General features: G+C 61.7%; 14 protein-coding genes and 1 pseudogene. 8 read left to right on the top strand and 7 right to left on the bottom strand.

Going from position 1 to position 17,937, the window contains the following annotated elements; genetic code table 11:
* A pseudogene (locus EN885_RS14225) lies at positions 1-536 on the bottom strand (adenylate/guanylate cyclase domain-containing protein); the annotation flags it as partial.
* A 66-nt stretch (positions 537-602) separates the two neighbouring features.
* Between EN885_RS14225 and EN885_RS33860 the strand changes: the two are divergent.
* From EN885_RS33860 to EN885_RS14210, 3 genes are all read left to right on the top strand, one after another.
* Positions 603-941, top strand: coding sequence for a hypothetical protein (locus EN885_RS33860; RefSeq protein WP_206616822.1), 339 nt, complete (start codon positions 603-605; stop codon positions 939-941).
* A 501-nt stretch (positions 942-1,442) separates the two neighbouring features.
* Positions 1,443-2,342, top strand: a complete 900-nt coding sequence (locus EN885_RS14215; protein WP_128241693.1) for a retron St85 family effector protein — start codon at positions 1,443-1,445, stop codon at positions 2,340-2,342.
* Positions 2,339-3,286, top strand: a complete 948-nt coding sequence (locus EN885_RS14210) for a retron St85 family RNA-directed DNA polymerase (protein ID WP_128241692.1) — start codon at positions 2,339-2,341, stop codon at positions 3,284-3,286. The genes EN885_RS14215 and EN885_RS14210 overlap by 4 nt, the downstream gene beginning before the upstream one ends.
* Before the next feature lie 11 nt (positions 3,287-3,297).
* On the opposite strand, the gene EN885_RS14205 is transcribed toward EN885_RS14210, so the two are convergent.
* The 4 genes from EN885_RS14205 to EN885_RS14190 all read right to left on the bottom strand — a co-directional run bounded on the left by EN885_RS14205 (position 3,298) and on the right by EN885_RS14190 (position 6,657).
* Positions 3,298-5,019, bottom strand: a complete 1,722-nt coding sequence (locus EN885_RS14205) for a SulP family inorganic anion transporter (RefSeq protein WP_128241691.1) — start codon at positions 5,017-5,019, stop codon at positions 3,298-3,300.
* Positions 5,020-5,146: 127 nt separating this feature from the next.
* Positions 5,147-5,416 (bottom strand): helix-turn-helix transcriptional regulator, encoded by a 270-nt coding sequence (locus tag EN885_RS14200; RefSeq protein ID WP_128241690.1) that lies wholly within the window; start codon positions 5,414-5,416, stop codon positions 5,147-5,149.
* Positions 5,417-5,607: 191 nt separating this feature from the next.
* The gene (locus EN885_RS14195) at positions 5,608-6,306 is read right to left on the bottom strand and encodes a phosphatase PAP2 family protein (RefSeq protein ID WP_127295523.1); all 699 of its coding nucleotides are present in this window, start codon (positions 6,304-6,306) and stop codon (positions 5,608-5,610) included.
* Positions 6,307-6,318: 12 nt separating this feature from the next.
* On the bottom strand, positions 6,319-6,657 hold the full coding sequence (locus EN885_RS14190) for a hypothetical protein (protein ID WP_095485095.1): 339 nt from the start codon (positions 6,655-6,657) through the stop codon (positions 6,319-6,321).
* Between the two features lie 207 nt (positions 6,658-6,864).
* Between EN885_RS14190 and EN885_RS14185 the strand changes: the two genes are divergently transcribed.
* Complete coding sequence (locus EN885_RS14185) at positions 6,865-8,886, top strand: PhoX family phosphatase (protein WP_128241689.1); 2,022 nt, start codon at positions 6,865-6,867, stop codon at positions 8,884-8,886.
* A 401-nt stretch (positions 8,887-9,287) separates the two neighbouring features.
* A complete protein-coding gene (locus EN885_RS14175; RefSeq protein ID WP_128241688.1) occupies positions 9,288-10,325 on the top strand; it encodes a phosphatidylglycerol lysyltransferase domain-containing protein in 1,038 nt (345 codons plus the stop codon).
* Between the two features lie 233 nt (positions 10,326-10,558).
* Here EN885_RS14175 and EN885_RS14170 read toward each other — a convergent pair whose 3' ends face one another.
* Entirely contained in the window at positions 10,559-11,320 is a 762-nt protein-coding gene (locus EN885_RS14170; RefSeq protein ID WP_095484692.1) for an ABC transporter permease, read from the bottom strand.
* The gene (locus tag EN885_RS14165) at positions 11,317-12,243 is read right to left on the bottom strand and encodes an ABC transporter ATP-binding protein (RefSeq protein WP_095484691.1); all 927 of its coding nucleotides are present in this window, start codon (positions 12,241-12,243) and stop codon (positions 11,317-11,319) included. Before EN885_RS14165 ends, EN885_RS14170 begins: the two co-directional genes overlap by 4 nt.
* Positions 12,244-12,701: 458 nt before the next feature.
* Here EN885_RS14165 and EN885_RS14160 point away from each other — a divergent pair, with 458 nt between their 5' ends.
* The 3 genes from EN885_RS14160 to EN885_RS14150 all read left to right on the top strand — a co-directional run bounded on the left by EN885_RS14160 (position 12,702) and on the right by EN885_RS14150 (position 17,773).
* Positions 12,702-14,072 carry a cytochrome ubiquinol oxidase subunit I gene (locus EN885_RS14160; protein WP_128241687.1) on the top strand — a complete coding sequence of 457 codons (1,371 nt, stop codon included), beginning with the start codon at positions 12,702-12,704 and terminating at the stop codon, positions 14,070-14,072.
* Positions 14,072-15,076, top strand: coding sequence for a cytochrome d ubiquinol oxidase subunit II (locus tag EN885_RS14155; RefSeq protein ID WP_126104183.1), 1,005 nt, complete (start codon positions 14,072-14,074; stop codon positions 15,074-15,076). Before EN885_RS14160 ends, EN885_RS14155 begins: the two co-directional genes overlap by 1 nt.
* Before the next feature lie 123 nt (positions 15,077-15,199).
* Positions 15,200-17,773: a mechanosensitive ion channel family protein gene (locus EN885_RS14150; protein ID WP_164897843.1), complete on the top strand. Its 2,574-nt coding sequence runs from the start codon at positions 15,200-15,202 to the stop codon at positions 17,771-17,773.
* Positions 17,774-17,937: the final 164 nt, after the last annotated feature.

The following is a 17,937-nucleotide window of genomic DNA, read 5'->3' as shown; positions in this document are numbered from 1 at the left end:
GTCATCGGCAGCGAATAGAGGTTCGTCGCCGGAATGACGGTTCCCGCATGAAAAATCACCCACCCCACCCCGATCGCCCACGTCAAGGCCGCGAGCGCGCCGAGATAGAGCGCCAATCGTGTCGAAAGGGTCAGCGCGCCAAGGCATACGAAAATCAGCAGGAATTTGAAGCTGCCCTCGCGCAGTTGCATCGCGGCCGGCGCGACCTCCAGGGAAAACGGGTTGGGCGTTACCAGCAGAACGGTCAACAGAATGATGTCCAGCGTACCCACGAGGTAACCGATCCACCATGGCGCGTTGCGACGGCGCGCAAAGAGAAACTGGATCAGGCCGACGAGCTGGAACAGCACGAGGCCCGCCAGCACGAAGAGCAGCGAGGCATCCCAGCGGCTGATCGATGAAAAGAAGCAGGAGATCACGGCGAGCGATGCCGTACGCGCCCAGAACTGCAATGCAGCACCCTGGCGTTCTGCGCGCTCCCGCAAATTTTTCAGGCGCGAATAGCGGCGAAGTTCAAGTGTTGGCGCCGTCGGCATAGGATCACTTCGATTTCACGGGGACGTGTCACGCATTCGGCAAACCCGCCCTCTACTGGCAAATCAGTGCGCGAACTCTACCATGAATGTCGTTTCATTTTTGAAGCGCGGCTGCAAAGAGCAAAAATGTCCGGACAAAAGATCATGGTGGAAACTGAAGCAGGACAGGCGGAGGCTTCCCAGTTCAGGTCACCAAAAATGGTGGCAGTCGCGCCGCCGGAGTGGTGCGCGACAAGCCGCCAGGTGCAATCCTGCTCGGATGATTGGCTGTGTCAGGCCGGCAAAGGACGGCGTCGCTTTGCAGGAGCGACGGGCCGGTCGGACGCCCCGGCATCTCGCGGGTGCGGCCCGATCGGCATGATCGCCGGAAATGGTGTCGCGTCAAAGGCAAATGTCTGTTTGTAGCCGGTGAGCCTGTCGTGTGCTGATCGTGATGGGCAAGCAATTTGGCGCGTTCTGCCAGCTCCTCCGCCTCGCGCTTCACCATCTCCGCCGTCTCCGGCCGCAGCCGCCTGGAGAAGCTGACGAAGGTCGCTTCGTTCTCGATGTGGGCGATGAGCCAGCCGATGAAATTCTTGTTGGTCAGACCATCGCTATTAGTCTGCTCGTACCTTCCGGGTCTTGCTCTTCACAATAACCAAGGGCACTCTGCTTGACAGAATCTTTGGGGGGTGAGAGACAGTGGACAGCTTACGTGAAAAGCACTTTTCGTGCTTGGTCCGACGTTTCGTCAGACCTCAGTTGATTGATAGGTTTTATCCGGTGTGGAACAACGCGGTGCTTTACCGCCACAAGTGGCCGCTCCGCTCGGTAAAACTCCACGTTCTTCCACACCTCCAAGGGTAAGTGATAGCCGGGGGTGACATAGTCGATCTCATTGATCGAATTGACACGGGCACGATACATGTGCGTGCCCCGAGCCCGCTTATATTTCTGTGCGGCGGTCAGACCGACATTAAGAATTCAAAGCCAATTTCTCTGCGCGAAGCATTCACGCGTATCTACACCAACCCAGGTCTCCGCTCGTATCACACCATTATGCCGGAAGATTTCAGGATCTTCCCTCCCCATGGTCAGTACAAGGACATTCTCAGCTTCGAGACGGAATTCGCTGAGATAGTGGATCTGGTCGTTCTGTTTTCGGAGAGCAATGGCAGCTTCACCGAACTCGGCGCCTTTTCGATGATCAAGGAGATAGCCGACCGGCTGCTCGTTGTGATTGATGACGAGAATTACAATGCCGATTCCTTTATCAGGCTCGGCCCGCTTCTCTTCCTTCAAAACAGCATTGGGCAATCATCGGTTTGTGTCGTCAACAGGAACGACCTCAATATCAAAAGCATCAAAGATGTCGGCGATCTCAACATCGGTGTCTTTGAAAGCCGGATCGTGGCTGCCATCAACGCACGTCGCAGTGAAGTGAAGGAGCCGACTACCTTTAACCCTGAGCGGCCCGGCCACATCATCAAGCTCATTGTCGGACTGATCCAGCACTACGGAGCACTAACGATCGAGGAAATCGAGGCTTTGGTCGCCGACTTCGACGTGAAGCTTAAGCACGGCAAGTTGGCTGACTATCTGCTCTGCGCCATCAATGCCGAGTGGATACTGAAAGATAGACGCGGCTTTGTTGACTACTACTGCGCCATACCCAACAAGGCTGACGCGATCGAATATAAGCTTCGAAAGGCTAAAGAGGTTGAGCCTCGAGAAAGGTGGCGCGCTCAAATTAGCGAGTTCTGGAAGGCGAATGACGACGCGCGCTTCAGCGTGATTCAGGCAGCGTTCAAAGACGCGCTCAAATGAGCGATATAGTACGAATTCTAGCCATCGAAACCGGGATGGAGATGGGCCTCGTTGAGCGCATCATCCGAAAGGCGCCCATAAGGTATAAGACCTATCAAATTCCCAAGCGCTCTGGTGGGAACAGAACAATTTCCCAACCTGCTCGTGAGGTGAAACTACTCCAACGGGCCCTCATCGACGTACTGTTGCGCAAGCTCCCCGTGCATGAAGCCGCAACCGCGTATCGCGAGGGGATGTCAATAAAGGACAATGCGCTTCGTCATGTAGGTGATGGCCCTATCCTAAAGATGGATTTCAAGGACTTCTTTCCGTCGATCAAACCTCATGATTGGGCAGAGTTCTGCAAGGAAACTGGTGCGATCAGCGACCCAGTGGATGTCCAGCTAACGAGCTTGCTGATGTTTCAACGCCCGAAGGGAAGCTCGACTTTACGCCTGGCGATTGGAGCGCCTTCTTCGCCGTTTGTTTCGAACGCCCTTCTGTTCGAATTCGACAAACGTATTTCGGAGGCTGTGGCGAAAGATCACGTGATTTACACCCGCTACGCCGACGACCTTACCTTTTCCGCTCCGCGAACAGGTCATCTCGTCAACGTAGAGAAGATGGTACGATCTACCCTTAGAGGACTGGATTACCCGAAACTCGCCGTGAACAATGAAAAGACAACGCGAGTTACCCGTAAGTATGGCCGCAAGGTCACGGGGCTAACGCTCACCAACGATGGGAAGGTCTCGGTAGGCCATGCCCGAAAGCGGCTCCTACACGCCACGGTGCATCGCGCATCTCAGAATAAATTGGACGCGACGGAACTGGGGCTTCTTAAGGGAATGTTGGGTTTCGTGAATAGCGTGGAGCCACAATTCATCGAGAAGCTGCGGGGGCGGTATGGATCCGCGCTAATCGGTCATATCCAAGCGTTTGATATTCCAAAACGGAAATGGTGAACGCTAGAGACCTATAGTCGCCCCCTCAACTGCGCCCGCGCATCCCTGATCGAGGCGGCGTAGGTCACCAGCGGCCGCTTGACGCCGTGCTTGATCAGCATGCGCCGTGTCTGCTGCGAAGCGCCTGATATTATGAAGCGCACGCCGGCGCGCATCGCCTTGTGGGCGGCACCCTCAATGACGTTGGCGGCCGTCGAATCGAAGAACGGCACCGCCGAGCAATCGAGGATGAAGTTCTTGCGCTGGTCGGCGATGCGGTCCAGCACCGTGCCGACGGTCGAAGCGGCGCCGAAGAAGAATGCGCCAGAGATCCGGTAGACGACGGTATCGGCGTCGCTCGCCTCGCTGGAATCATAGGCGCCGCCACCGTTGCTGCCGTCAGCGACATCGTCCTGCACCAGCGGCAGGTCGGTCTCCACGGCGATGCTCTTGGCCATACGGTCGATGAACAGGATCGAGCCCAGCGCGAAGCCGACGATGATGCCTTCGGTAAGATCGCGGAACACGACGATCAGGAAGGTCGCCATCAGCACCAGTGCGTCGCCGCGTGAGGCGCGCAGCAGGGTGGCAAAAGCCTGTTTTTCGAACATGTTCCAGCACACCACCGCCAGCACGCCGGCAAGAGCTGCGAGTGGGATGTAGCTGGCCAGCGGCGCCGCCACCAGTATGAAGACAAGCAGGAACAGCGAGTGCAACATGCCCGAAACCGGCCCGTGCGCGCCGGACCGCACATTGGTCGCGGTGCGGGCAATGGTGCCGGTGGCGCAGATGCCGCCGAACAGGGCGGAGGCGATGTTGGCGAAACCTTGCGCCACCAGTTCGCAATTGGAGCGGTGACGACGTCCCGTCATGCCGTCGGCGACCACGGCCGACAGCAGCGATTCGATCGCGCCGAGCAGCGCGAAGGCAACGGCGTCCGGCAGCACCGCGATCGCCTTGTCGAGGCTGGGCGCCGGCAGCGCCGGAAAAGGCAGGCTGCGCGGAATGCCGCCATAGCGCGTGCCGATCGTTTCCGCCGGCAGCGCCAGCAGCGCCACGACCAGCGAGGCGAGCCCGACGGCAATCAGCATGCCCGGCCAGCCGGGGCGCCACCGCTTCAGCCCGACAATGGTGGCGATGGTCAGCACCGCCACCAGCGTCGCCGAGATGTTGATCGTGCCGGCGGCCTCACCGATCGCCACGAGCTTCGGCAGCAGTGGCCCGGGCTCGTTGCCGGTGAGCTTCAGCCCGAACAGTTCGACGATCTGTCCGGAAAAGATGATGATGGCGATGCCCGCGGTGAAGCCGACGGTCACCGGGTAGGGGATGAATTTGATATAGGTGCCGAGTCTGAGATAGCCGATGGCGAGCAGGAAAATGCCGGACATCATCGTCGCCAGAAGCAGCCCATCGATGCCTTCGCGCTGGACCGTCGCCGCCACCAGCACGATGAAGGCGCCGGCTGGACCGCCTATCTGGAAGCGACTGCCGCCGAGCGCCGAGACGATGAAACCGCCGACGATGGCGGTGAACAGGCCGCGCTCCGGCGTCACGCCGGAAGCAATCGCGATCGCCATCGACAGCGGCAGCGCCACGATGGCCACGGTCAATCCGGCGATCGCATCGGCCTTGAAATGCCCAAGCGTATAGCCCTCGCGCAGCACCGTCACCAGCTTCGGTGTGAACAGTTCGGAAAATGCCGGCTTTGCCGGACTTTGGGCCGGTTGATGAATTGCCCGCCGGGTTCGATCCATGGACTACCTTCCGCTCCTGATGCATGTCGCCCAAAAATGCAGAGCGGTTTTGGGGCATGCGTAAAACCAAGAAGGCGGCGGGATCGTCGGCAGGACTGTCGGCGGTCGCCGTCGCGACTTTGTCGGCTCAGCCTGGCGGGTTCTGCGGCACGACCGGCTTGAGGCGCACGCCCCTGCCACCGCGCTCGCTGGCCTGGTTCTCGCCGATCAGTTCCACGCCGGCCCCATCGAGGGCCTGGATGACCTTCATCAGCGTATCGACCACGCCCCTGACCAGGCCGTCGCTCGCTTCCATGCGCTGAATGGTTGGAAGCGAAACCCCGGCGCGCTCGGCGAGCGTCTTCTGATCGATGCCGGCCAGCGCCCTTGCGGCGCGCATCTGCGCGGCAGTGATCATCGGCTAAAAACCCCCGTCTGAGTCTGCATTCCCATGTATAATACTATCATTGTGATGGCTCAAGCATCATGATGCATATGTCAGACATGCACGCACCAAGACTGGTTGTGTCCTGCAGAGCCGGCGCGCCAGCTGGGACAGCAGGCCCTCGGCTGTCGAGAATTTTCGAGGAGAATTAGCCGCGGCGTCGTTCAGGCGTCGGTCTGCCCGCGCCATCGCTGCAACGCCCATGCGGCCAGCCAGCATAGCATCGCCCAGGCGAAGCCGGCGCACCACCCGGCCAGCACGTCGGACGGCCAATGAACGCCGAGATAAACGCGGCTGATGCCGACCAGCAATGTCGTCAGTACGGCAAGTGCCAGCACATAGATTTTGGTCGTTCGCCCAGGCAGGAAGCGCGACGCCATGCTGCCCAGCGTCAAATATGTCACCGCCGACAGCATCGCATGGCCGCTCGGAAACGAAAGCGTCGCCACGTCGGCGAGATGCGAGACCAGATCGGGGCGCGGCCGGTCGATTCCGAGCTTCAGCGTGCTCGACAGGGCCTGCCCGCCCGCCACTGCCACGAAAACGAGAAACGCTGGTCCCGGTCTGTGGATCAGCAGCAGATAAACGATCACCGCAGCAGTGATCAGCACGAGCACGCTGGCGCTGCCGAGGCTGGTGAGGTCGCGCATCGCTCCTTCCAGCCATGGCGGTCCGATCGGATTGTCAGGCTGGCCCGCTTCACGGAAAGCGAGCAGGATTTCCGTATCGAAGGCGTGCGGCGTGGTGTCTCGCGCCACCTCCATCAGCTCCTCGAACCCCCACAATCCGCCGGCGATGACCAGTCCGGCCAGCAGCACCGGGAATTCGATCCAGTTGAGCAACTTGTTTGCGGTATTCTTCATCGACCCTCGCAATTACAATTTTTGCAGATAAGGTCCGAGCGTTATCAGCGCCACAGCTGCGACGGCGAGCACGATGCCAGTCGCCTGCAACGCATTGACGCGCTCGCCGAAGAAGACCAGGGCCACGACGTTCACCGACACCAGCTGGATCACCGCCGACAGGCTGAAAGACACCGACATGCCGAATTCACGGATCAGCCTCAGCATGATCAGATTGCCCAGCGAATAGAGCGCCAAGGTCAGAACGATCTTGCCGAGGCTCGGCGCCAGTCCCCATTGCTTCGCCGCCGTCGCCGCCAGCAGGAAGATCACTGTAGAAATGCCGAGCTGCCCCAGTCCCCAAAAACTCACTTTTTGTCCCTCTCGAAGCGGTGCTTCCGCGCCTGCAGCAGATCTTGTTTCCGAAGCATCGGTCGCGGTCAAGCGGGGCTGATCATGGACATGAAATCGGGGCTGGAAATTGGCCGGCAACGTCATCAAACTGTGATCTCCCGGCGATACGCGGTCAGTCAAGCAAGACGCTCCAGCCATCCCAAAGAAGCCAGAGGCAAGCCCCCCATGACTGAACATCGCTCGACTGAACATCGCTCGACCGAACATCGCTCCCCCGACGCCCAGTTCCGCACCAGTCTGCTCGAGGAAAACGATGGGCCAGGAACCAATCCCACTGACAACAAGACGATGGGCGAGATCATCGCCGCGCGTTTCTCGCGCCGCGGTTTTCTACAGGGATCGCTCGCGGCAACCGCCATCGCCGTCACCGTCAGCCCGCTCGCGCTGATCCTCGCCGACGATGCCCGCGCCGCCGGCGGCTCGGCCTTCACGTTCGACGAGGTCGAGGCAGGTGTCGACGACAAGCATCATGTCGCTCCGGGCTATGACGCCGACGTGCTGCTGCGCTGGGGCGATCCGCTGTTTGCCGATTCGCCGGAATTCGATCCGACTAAACAGTCGGCGCAGGCCCAGGAAAGACAGTTTGGCTACAACAACGACTATGTCGGCTACATCCCGCTCGACGGCTCGGCCGAGCATGGCCTGCTGGTGGTCAACCACGAATACACCAACCCGCATCTGATGTTCCCGGGCCTCGTCACCATCGTCGATGGTGAGGCCAAGCAGGCGCCGCTGAGCAAGGAACAGGTCGATGTCGAGATGGCCGCGCATGGCGGCACCATCGTCGAGATCCGCAAGGTATCAGGCAAATGGCAGGTGGTGCGCGACGGCAAGCTCAATCGCCGCATCACCTCCAACACCGAGATCGCGCTGTCCGGCCCCGTCGCGGGCCACGACCGCGTCAAGACCAATGCCGACCCGACCGGCACCAAGGTCATTGGCACCGTCAACAATTGCGCCGGCGGCGTCACGCCCTGGGGCACCTATGTCATGGCCGAGGAAAATATCCACGGCTATTTCTCGGGCGAACTGCCGGCCGGTCACGCGGAAGCGGCCAACTACAAGCGCCTGGGCATTCCCGAGGGCGCCTATGAGTGGCCGGCGCATTACGACCGTTTCGACCTCGGCAAGGAGTCGAACGAGGCCAACCGCTTCGGCTGGATCGTCGAGGTCGACGTCAACGATCCGACTTCGACGCCGAAGAAGCGCACCGCCATGGGCCGCTTCAAGCATGAAGGTGCTGAATCGATCGTCGCCAAGGATGGCCGTGTCGTCTTCTATCTCGGCGACGACGAGCGTTTCGACTATGTCTATAAATTCGTCACCACAGGCAAATTCAACGCCGAGGACCGTGCCGCCAACCTGGATCTTCTCGACGACGGCACGCTCCATGTCGCCAAATTCGCCGAGGACGGGTCGGTCGAATGGCTGCCAGTCGTCTTTGGCCAGGGTCCGCTAACCGCCGAGAACGGCTTTGCCAGCCAGGCCGACGTGCTGATCGAGACCCGCCGTGCCGCCGACCTGCTCGGCGCCACCAAGATGGACCGCCCCGAGGATATCCAACCCAATGCCGCCAATGGCAAGGTCTACGTCATGCTGACCAACAATTCGAAACGCAAGGCCGACCAGGTCGACGCCGCCAACCCGCGCGCCGAAAACGCCTTCGGCCACATCATCGAGATCGTCGAGGACGGCGGCGATTTCACTGCTGCCAAGGGCAAGTGGGAAGTGCTGTTGAAATGCGGCGACCCCGCCGTGGCCGAAGTCGGCGCCACCTTCTCGACCGCAACGACCGCCAATGGCTGGTTCGGCATGCCGGACAATTGCGCCGTCGATGCGGCCGGCCGGCTCTGGGTTTCGACTGACGGCCAGGGCCCGAAGGCGACCGGCCGCACCGACGGCCTGTGGGCGGTCGACACCGAAGGCGAGGCGCGGGCGACATCAAAGCTGTTCTTCCGCGTGCCGATCGGCGCCGAAATGTGCGGCCCGCTATTCACGCCGGACGACCAGACCGCTTTCGTCGCCGTCCAGCATCCGGCCGATGGCGGCGAAGACTGGGAGCCTTTTGGCCGTCCCTCTTACTATGAGGACTTGTCGACCCGCTGGCCCGACTTCAAGCCCGACATGCCGGTGCGGCCGTCGGTCGTCGCCATCACCAAACAGGGCGGCGGCAAGATTGCGGTCTAGAGCAATTCCAGGAAAAGTGTGAAACGGTTTTCCCGGGAAAAGCGCTTAGCGCTTTCCCTAGGGAATTGCGCAAAAACAAAGAGATAGAGCGGTTCGGCGTTTCCGTGAAACGATGAGGCGCTCTAGAGCACATCTCGCTCCAAGGTCCACGCTGACAAATCGTGAAGGAGGGGTTTCGGCGCGACCGAAGCCTCTCCTTTTTATGCCCAATTGCCAGTTTATGCCCGATTGATGGGCTTCCGTTCCGTTCTCGCTGCCACCAATTCATCGGTGCTCACCACGCCGGTTGCGCTCCAAAGGGGACATGCGCGATATGACCGACAGTCAGACCGCCCAATGATTCGAAGCCCGTGGGCTGACGGGTATTCCCAATAGCGAAGCGCGGCACGCGGAACTCGACCATGCCCTCCTTGCGCATTCATTTCGACCGCCTGCTCGAAGGCGCAGCGCCGAAGGTGGAGCGGCGGGAGCTGACGCATGTCGAGCGCCTGGCGCTGGTGCGCCGGCATGGCGATTTTTCGCTCGCCTATTCGACCGCCGTCCAGCGCAACCTTTCCTATTTCGGCGACGCTGACGGCTACATCGCCTTCGGCACCAAGATGAAGCACCATTTCGCGCTTGGCGACCCGGTGGCTCACCCGCCCGATCGGCCCGACTACATCAGGCGTTTCGTCGAGGCTGCCGACAGCCCGTGGTTCGTGCAAATCGGCGAACAGACGGCGCGCGTGCTCGCCGGGCTCGGATACCAGGTCAATCGTCTCGGCGTGGATACGCGGCTGGTCCTGCCCGCCCATGATTTTTCCGGAAAGCGCAACGAAACCGTGCGCTATTCCGAGCGCTGGCTGTTGAAAAAGGGTTTTTCCTTTGCCGAGGACAAGCGGACCATCTTTCTCGACGAGATCCAGCGGCTATCGCAGAACTGGCGGGCGGACCGCATCGTCAAGCGATGGGAGATGGCTTTCCTCAACCGCCCCTTCAGCGATCATCTCGGCGTCGACATGCGCCGCTTCGTCCTGCATGGCCCCGATGGAGAGCTCGTCGCCTTGCTCGAATTCGATCCCCTGTTCAGTGGCGGCAAGGTGATTGGCTACACCACCTCGTTCAAGCGCAAGCATGTCGACGCCACGTCGCATGCCGAGATCGGCCTGACCAAATTCGCCGTCGACCGCTTCCGCGAGCAAGGCATCTCCGTCGTCACGCTCGGCCTATCGCCGCTTGTCGACGTCGGACCCGGCGGATTTGCCGAAAGCGACTTCTGGCGCGCCACCTTCCAGCGCGCCTATGGTTCGCCTTGGATCAATCGCCGCAAGTTCAACCTGCAGGGGCAGGCTGCCTTCAAGCGCCGCTTCCACGGCATCGAGGAGCCGACCTACGTCGCCTTTCGCAAGGGGACTTTCGTCGGGATGCTGGGGCTGCTCCGCCTGGTCAAGGCCGTCTAGGGGACGCGCATAGTGATCCTGGCTGAATGCTCTCTGCCTTCGTCATCCTGGGGCGGAGCAAGGAGCGAAGCGACGCGGCGCAGACCCCAGATCCATGCCGTGATTTCAAAGCGCCGCTGCGGTGCTGAATTCTGCTCCGCTGCACTCTTCGGTTAGGGCTACGGCCTGGATCCCAGGGTCTCCGCGACGGAGCTTCGCTCCTGCTCCGCCCTGGGATGACGAAGTTGGATTCGTCAGTTCCGCAGCCGGTAGCCGGTCCTGAAAATCCAAGCGACGATCGCTATGCAGATAAGCAGGAAAACGACGGTCATGCCGAGGCTGATGCCGATCGAGACGTCGGACTTGCCGTAGAAACTCCAGCGAAAGCCGCTGACCAGATAGAGGACAGGATTGAACAGCGTCACCGTGCGCCAGATGCCGGGCAGCATGTCGATTGAATAGAAGCTGCCGCCAAGGAAGGTCAGCGGCGTGATGATCAGCAGCGGCACCAGCTGCAGCTGCTCGAAGCTCCTCGCCCAGATGCCGATGATGAAACCGAACAGGCTGAACGTCACCGCCGTCAGCACCAGGAAGGCGAGCATCCAGAACGGATGCTCGATGGTCAGCGGCACGAACAGTGACGCGGTCGCCAGGATGATCAGGCCGAGTATGATCGACTTGGTCGCCGCACCCCCGACATAGGCAACGATGATCTCCAGATAGGACACCGGCGCCGACAGCAACTCGTAGATCGAGCCGACGAATTTCGGGAAATAGATGGCGAAGGAGGCGTTGGAGATCGACTGCGTCAGCAGCGACAGCATGATCAGTCCCGGCACGATGAAGGCGCCGTAGCTGATGCCGTCGATCTCGGTGATGCGCGAGCCAATGGCCGAGCCGAAGACGACGAAATAGAGCGATGTCGAGATGACCGGTGAGACGATGCTCTGCAGCACGGTCCGAAAGGCGCGCGCCATCTCCATCTTGTAGATCGCCCAGACTGCTCGCAGGTTCATGCGTCCTTCCTCACCAGATTGACGAAGATTTCCTCGAGCGAGCTGTTTTGCGTGTCGATATCGCGGAACTGGATGCCGGCCGTCTCGAGGTCGCGGAGCAGCGAGGCGACGCCCGGCCGTTCGCTCTGGTTGTCATAGGTATAAGTCAGTTGATCACCGTTTGGCGAAAGCTCCAGCGCATAACGCGAAAACGTCTCGGGTATGGCGGCGAGCGGGCTGCGTAGCTCCAGCAACAGTCGTTTGCGGCCAAGCGTGCGCATCAGTTCGGCCTTGTCTTCGACCAGCACGATCTCGCCGCGATTGATGACGCCGACGCGGTCGGCCATCGCCTCGGCCTCCTCGATATAGTGCGTGGTCAGGATGATGGTTACGCCATCCTCGCGCAGCCGGCGCACCATCGCCCACATGTCCTGGCGCAGCTCGACGTCGACGCCGGCTGTCGGCTCGTCGAGGAACAGCACCCTCGGTTCGTGCGACAGCGCCTTGGCGATCATCAGCCGCCGCTTCATGCCGCCGGACAGGGTGATCGCCTTGGCGTCCTTCTTGTCCCACAACGACAGGTCGCGTAGCACCTTCTCGACGAAGGCGGGGTTGGCCGGCTTGCCGAACAGGCCGCGGCTGTAGCTGACAGTCGCCCATACGCTCTCGAACGCGTCGATGGTCAGTTCCTGCGGCACCAGCCCGATCAGGCTGCGCGCAGCCCGATAATCCCGGCTGATATCGTGGCCGTCCACGGTGACCGTGCCCGACGAGCGGTTGACGATACCGCAGACGATCGAGATCAGCGTTGTCTTGCCGGCGCCGTTCGGCCCGAGCAGCGCAAAGATCTCGCCGCGCTCGATATCGAGGTTGATCTCCTTCAGCGCCTTGAAACCGGTAGCGTAGGTCTTGGTGACCCCGGAAATGGAAATGATGGAGGGCATGGCTGAAAAACGGCTGCTTGAAAGAGGTCTGTTGATTTTAATCCGCTGAATGTCGGTGCGCGCAGCCGGAAGTCAATGGCACTCCTGACAGTTCTGGACATTGGCCCGCGAAGACGCATCCACCCCTGCCGCAGTCGTGCGGTCGCACGCCGGTCTGTTCACCAGGCGATAAAAGGCAGAGCCGCACCGGTCGGCAATGCCGCCGCAGACGGAAAAGCGAGCCTTTTCCTGTCCGAAACGGATGAACGGCTCAACAAGTACAAAGCTCGGAACCATTGCGGTCCAAGCGGGTCGGAACGTTCACCGTGATGACCAACCAACCCACAGATCATCTAGTCCAGGATCAGGGATGAATAATCCCGTCCTGCGGCGTTCCGCCTCGCGTGACGCCACGCCGCTTTGACCGTTCGGCGCATCCGGCCTATCTTCCGCCACATAAGCAGCAGCCGGAACCCGCTATGGACCCGCTCATCCTTTCGCGCATTCAGTTCGGCGCGAATATCTCGTTCCATATCCTGTTTCCGGCTATCACCATTGCGCTTGGCTGGATGCTGCTGTTCTTCAAGCTTCGCTATAACGCCACAGGCGATTCCGCCTGGATGCGCGCCTATTTTACCTGGGTGAAGGTGTTCGCGCTGTCCTTCGCCATGGGCGTGGTTTCGGGCGTCACCATGAGCTTTCAGTTCGGCACCAACTGGCCGGGTTACATGAAGACCGTCGGCAACATACCCGGCCCGCTGCTCGCTTATGAGATCCTCACCGCTTTCTTCCTCGAGGCAGCGTTCCTCGGCATCATGCTGTTCGGCTTCCGCCGCGTCTCCAACCGCATCCACACAATGGCAACCGTGCTGGTGGCCGGCGGCACCACCCTGTCCGCCTTCTGGATCATAGCGCTCAATTCGTGGATGCAGACGCCGGTCGGCTTCGAGATGCGCGACGGGGTCGCCCACGCCGTCGACTGGTGGGCCATCGTCTTCAATCCGTCCATGCCCTACCGGCTCGTCCACATGCTGCTTGCCTCCGGCCTGACGGTTTCGTTCCTGATCGCCGGCCTGTCGGCGCTGCGCTATCTCTATGGCGACCGCTCGGAATCGATGTGGAAGGCATTGCGCACCGGTGTCTTCACTGCGGCGATCCTGATCCCCATCCAGATCTTCGCCGGCGACCAGCATGGCCTCAACACACTGGAGCATCAGCCGCAGAAGATCGCCGCCATGGAGGCCAACTGGAACACCGGTCCCAACGTGCCGCTGGTCCTTTTCGCGCTTCCCGACGAGGCGGCCAAGGAGAACAAATTCGAGCTGACCATCCCCGACGGGGCCAGCCTCATCCTCAGGCACAGCGCCAGTGGGGTCGTGCCGGGGCTGAACGACTATCCCGGCAATCATCCGCCGGTCTTCCCGGTGTTCTGGGGTTTCCGCATCATGGTCGGTACCGGCATTCTGATGCTTGTCGTCTCCTGGTCGGCGGCCTTCTTCCTCAAGCGTCGTCATAGCCTGCCGAAGCCGCTCGCCCTGGCGATGGTTCCGATGGCGTTGTCCGGCTGGCTGGCGACGCTGGCCGGCTGGTACACCACCGAGATCGGCCGCCAGCCCTGGCTGGTCACCGGCGTGCTGAAAACTGTCGATGCCGTCGGCCCGGTCGCCGGCAGCCATGTCGCACTGACGCTTGCGATATACCTCATCCTCTACGTGCTGCTTCTGATCGCCTATCTCGGCGTGCTGGTGCATCTGGCGCTGAAGGCAGCGAAGGACGGCGACGCCTCGCCGCTGCCCGGCGTTCTCGACGCGCCGCTGTCGCAGCCGGTTGCCCAACCAGGAGAACGGTGATGACCTTCGATTGGCCGACCCTGCTCCCTTTGATCTTCGCCGGCCTGATGGGCCTCGCCATCCTGATCTACGTCATCCTCGACGGCTTCGACCTCGGCATCGGCATCCTGTTCGCAGTGGCCGAGGATGCCGAGCAGGACACCATGATCGCCGCGATTGGCCCGTTCTGGGACGCCAACGAGACCTGGCTGGTGCTGGCCGTCGGCCTGCTGCTGGTTGCCTTCCCGCTGGCGCACGGGCTCATCCTCGGCGCGCTCTATATCCCGGTCTTCCTGCTTCTGGTCGGCCTGATCCTGCGCGGCGTCGCCTTCGATTTCCGCGCCAAGGTGCCGGCTGGCAGGAAGCACCGCTGGAACCGCATCTTCTTGCTCGGTTCCGTCATTGCCTCGCTGGCGCAGGGCTACATGCTGGGCGTCTATGTGCTCGGGCTCGATTTCGGCCTGGCGGGCATCGCCTTCGGCGCGCTGGTGGCGCTCTGCCTTGCCGCTGCCTATGCGGCGATGGGCGCGGCTTGGGTCATCTACAAAACGGAAGGCGACCTGCAGAAGAAGGCGGTGCTCTGGCTGCGCAGGGCGCTGGTGCTGACCGCGCTAGGCATGGTCGCCGTCTCGCTGGCCACGCCGCTCGCCAGCCCGCGTATCTTCGACAAATGGTTCGTCTGGCCCGCCATGCTCTATCTGTCGCCGCTGCCGATCCTGTCGGCGGTGCTGTTCGGGTGGCTGTGGTGGCAGACCTTCCATCTGCCGAAGGCGGACGATCGCCATGCGCTCATGCCGTTCCTGACGCTGGCCGCCATCTTCACGCTCGGCTTTGCCGGGCTCGCCTGGTCGTTCTATCCCTTCGTCGTGCCCGACAGGCTGACCATCTGGCAGGCGGCGTCGGCGCCCGAAAGCCTCGCCATCATCCTGGCCGGCACGGTCGTCGTGCTGCCGATCATCATCTTCTATTCGTTCTATGCCTATCGCGTCTTCGGCGGCAAGGCGACGGATCTGACCTACGATTGACCGGCAAGCGCCGCGATCCGGCGGTGTTCCATGACCCCGGAAATAGAATATTCATCTTCCGGGGCAATAACCCTTCTTCGACAGTCCGGCCCCTGCTGCGCGGGCGAGAAGAAGGACAATGCAATGAGCGGTGTCCCCGTCGCATCAGATCGAGTGGCCTTGGTCCTGATCCGCATGATCGCTCTGATCGCGGCGCTTGCCTTGGCCGGCCTGCTGCCGTTCCTGCAGCCGGCGCATGCCCAGGACACGGCCAACTGGACCGGTGCCAACTGGACCGGTGTTTGGGACACGAAATGGCGCGGCGGCGGCGCCGAGATCACGTTCGAGCAGACCGGCGCCGAGGTGAAGGGCGTCTACCCGCTCTATAATGGCCGCATCGAGGCCAAGGCCGAAGGCGAAAAGCTTGTCGGACGCTGGTTCGAGGGCAACCGCCAGGGCGCTTTCCTCTTCGTTCAGTCGCCCGACGGCGAGAGCTTCATGGGGCGCTTCGAAACCGCTACTGCCGAATGGTGGACAGGCGTGCGCGTCAGCGCCGTCGAGGAGATCCGTGTCGACCAGACCAGCCCGATGACGACCATGCGCTCGTTCCTGCAGGCGATGAACGAGAGCGGCGCCGACAATGTGCCGCGCGCAACCGGCGGCGGCATGGGCCTCGCCGCCCGAGCGGCCGGGTTGGTCGATGTCGCCGACGCCGACCGCGGCGGCCTCAACATGCCCGACTACACCAAGCTTCTGTTCAATGTCATCGACAATGCGACCTTCCGCCTCTGGAGCCTGCCGCATGACGCGATCGCGGGCGCCGAGGTGAGCGCCAAGCTCCAGCAATATGGCACCAACGTCTCCTTCGACGTCACCTTCCGCCGCAGACAAGACGAGTGGTTCATCGTCGGGCCGCCGCTCGGCCCGCTCCAGGCCAAGCTCGCCGAATTCCAGGCGGCGCGCGGCGAAGCCGTCGACATGGTCGACAGTCCGAGCAAGCTTGCCTCGCCGCGCGATGCGTTCAAGGTGCTGCTCAGCGGCGTCACCGAGGCCGGCGACCCGGCACAGGCGGCGCTTGATCTGCGCGATTACACTCCAGCCGTGCGCGCCGACGAGGCGGTCCTTCTCGAGCGCTATCTGAAGAAGGTCATCGATCGTATCGGCTATGTCTACTGGCAGGAAATTCCGGACGATCCCAAAAGCAACACGCCCTATGTCTATTTCGAGCATCCGTCCGGCAACATCGTCATCGGCCCGGTGGAAACGGACCCCGCTGGCACCGGCAACGGCAAGATCTGGCAATTCACGCCCGAGACGCTCGCCAACATCCGCACGCTCTATGCCGATGTGGAAGAGGTCCCGGTGGCGCCGGAATTCGCCGCTTTCGCCAGCAACGACCCGTTCTTCGCCACGCGTGGCCTGGCGCGCGAGATCAGCCCCCGCCTGCTCACCCGCGCCGGACCGATGGAGCGCTGGCAATGGTGGATGCTCGGCCTCGCAGTGCTGGCCGGCATTGCCTTCGGCTTCATCGCCAATGCGGTCATTTCCTTTTTTGCGCCCAGTCAGAATCGTTCGCAGCGGTCGGGTTTCTTACGCGTAGTCGAATGGGCGGTGCGCGCGATCTTCCTAGGTCTTTTCCTTTTGGTGGCATTGCGCCCGCTCGGCCTGCCGCAAGTGGTCGCAGCACCAGTGAAGGCAGTGGCCTGGAGCCTGATCGTGATCGGCTTCGTTCCGGTGGTCTGGCATCTGATCGGCAGGATCGCCGATCGTTACCGCAATATGTGGCAGGTGCCCGGCTATCACGACACGCTGATCTCGCTGTCCACCGGCGTGGCCCGCGTGGCCGTGCTGGTCGTCGCCTTCCTGCTGTTGGCCGAAGTGCTTGCCATCCCCTATGAAGGCGTCATCGCCGGCCTCGGCATCGGCGGCCTCGCCGTGGCGCTGGCGGCGCAGCCGACGCTGCAGAATTTCCTCTCCGGCCTCACGCTCTACGCCGACCGGCCGGTCAGCGTCGGCGACTTCTGCAAGTTCGGCGGACAGTCGGGCACCATCGAGCATATCGGCATGCGCTCGACCCGCATAAGATCGCCCGACCGCACAATCATCTCGGTGCCCAATTCGGACTTCGCCGGCATGCAGATCGAAAATTACGCGCATCGCGACCGCACCCGTTTCGCGACGACGCTGCAACTGCGCTACGAGACCACGCCCGATCAGTTGCGCTATACTTTGGCCGAGCTGCGCAAGCTGCTGATCGCGCATCCGCGCGTCATCGACGATCCGTGTCACGTGCGCTTTGTCGGCTTCGGCCCCTATTCGCTCGACATCGAGGTGTCGACCTATGTCATGACGGCGGACGGGTCCGAGTTCCTCGCCATACGCGAGGACATCCTTTTGTCCATCATCAACATCATGGACGATGCCGGCACGCAGTTCGCCTTCCCCTCGCAGTTGGAGTACACCGCCGCCGATCTGCCGGCCGACGAGGAAAAACGCATCGCGGCCGAAAAACGGGTCAGCGACTGGCGCGAGGCGGAAAACCTGCCTTTCCCCGACTTCAGCCAGATCGAGAAGCTCGCCCTCAACAACACCCACGCCTATCCGCCGCAGGGCTCGGCGCATTTTCGCGAGACGAAGCCCGCCCCGACATCGACTGCGGCCGGGGCCACGCCGGAAAAGCTGCGCTGGAGCCTGCCGTGGCGCAAAGGGACGGCATAGCGGACCGTCCGCTCCGCACGACGCCAAATCCGCCACAAGAATTATCTGCACAATATTTAGGCAACCTGCCAGTCGGGCGGCATGGGTCGCGAGAGCGGCCTTATCCAATCCTACAGGGGAAGCCCGATTCCCGCCGATTTCGATGGTTTGGCATGTCTGTTGCT

The organism is Mesorhizobium sp. M6A.T.Cr.TU.014.01.1.1 (assembly GCF_004022765.1).
Taxonomy (GTDB): domain Bacteria; phylum Pseudomonadota; class Alphaproteobacteria; order Rhizobiales; family Rhizobiaceae; genus Mesorhizobium; species Mesorhizobium mediterraneum.
This window is presented reverse-complemented; position numbering and strand designations above follow the sequence as displayed.